The following is a 1,403-nucleotide window of genomic DNA, read 5'->3' on the forward strand; positions in this document are numbered from 1 at the left end:
CCTTGAGACCGTGACTGCGTACCTTTTGTATAATGGGTCAGCGACTTAATTTCAGTAGCAAGCTTAACCGTTTAGGGGAGGCGTAGGGAAACCGAGTCTTAATAGGGCGTATAGTTGCTGGGATTAGACCCGAAACCGAGCGATCTATCCATGGGCAGGTTGAAGGTTGAGTAACATCAACTGGAGGACCGAACCGACTACCGTTGAAAAGTTAGCGGATGACCTGTGGATCGGAGTGAAAGGCTAATCAAGCTCGGAGATAGCTGGTTCTCCTCGAAAGCTATTTAGGTAGCGCCTCGTGTCTCACCATTGGGGGTAGAGCACTGTTTCGGCTAGGGGGTCATCCCGACTTACCAACCCGATGCAAACTCCGAATACCAATGAGTGCAATCACGGGAGACACACGGCGGGTGCTAACGTCCGTCGTGAAAAGGGAAACAACCCAGACCGCCAGCTAAGGTCCCAAAGTTCTAGTTAAGTGGGAAACGATGTGGGAAGGCTTAGACAGCTAGGAGGTTGGCTTAGAAGCAGCCACCCTTTAAAGAAAGCGTAATAGCTCACTAGTCGAGTCGGCCTGCGCGGAAGATATAACGGGGCTAAAACTAGACACCGAAGCTGCGGATGCCATTTATGGCATGGTAGAGGAGCGTTCTGTAAGCCGTTGAAGCGGAAGCCGGGAGGCACCGTGGAGGTATCAGAAGTGCGAATGCTGACATGAGTAACGATAAGGGAGGTGAAAAACCTCCCCGCCGGAAGACCAAGGTTTCCTGTCCAACGCTATTCGCGGCAGGGTGAGTCGGCTCCTAAGGCGAGGCAGAGATGCGTAGTCGATGGAAAACGGGTTAATATTCCCGTACTTGTTATAACTGCGATGGAGGGACGGAGAAGGCTAGGCAAGCGCGGCGATGGTTGTCCGCGTTTAAGGTTGTAGGTTTAGAGCTTAGGTAAATCCGGGCTCTTTTAAGACTGAGAACTGATGACGAGACTCTTTAGAGTTGAAGTTGTTGATGCCATGCTTCCAGGAAAAGCTTCTAAGCTTCAGGTTATAACGAACCGTACCCCAAACCGACACAGGTGGTCAGGTAGAGAATACTAAGGCGCATGAGAGAACTCAGGTGAAGGAACTAGGCAAAATGGTGCCGTAACTTCGGGAGAAGGCACGCTCCTGCTGGTGACGAGCTTTACGCTCTGAGCTGTCGGGAGTCGAAGATACCAGGTGGCTGCGACTGTTTATTAAAAACATAGCACTCTGCAAACACGAAAGTGGACGTATAGGGTGTGACGCCTGCCCGGTGCCGGAAGGTTAATTGATGGGGTTAGCTTCGGCGAAGCTCTTGATCGAAGCCCCGGTAAACGGCGGCCGTAACTATAACGGTCCTAAGGTAGCGAAATTCCTTGTCGGG

At 51.6% G+C, this 1,403-nt stretch carries 1 rRNA gene; it reads left to right on the forward strand.

The window, feature by feature from the left end:
* Nucleotides 1–1,403 (forward strand): 23S ribosomal RNA (locus tag Nant_RS01305); the annotation flags it as partial.

Origin of the sequence: Neptunomonas antarctica (genome assembly GCF_001305295.1) — a bacterium.
Classification (GTDB): Bacteria; Pseudomonadota; Gammaproteobacteria; order Pseudomonadales; family Balneatricaceae; genus Neptunomonas; species Neptunomonas antarctica.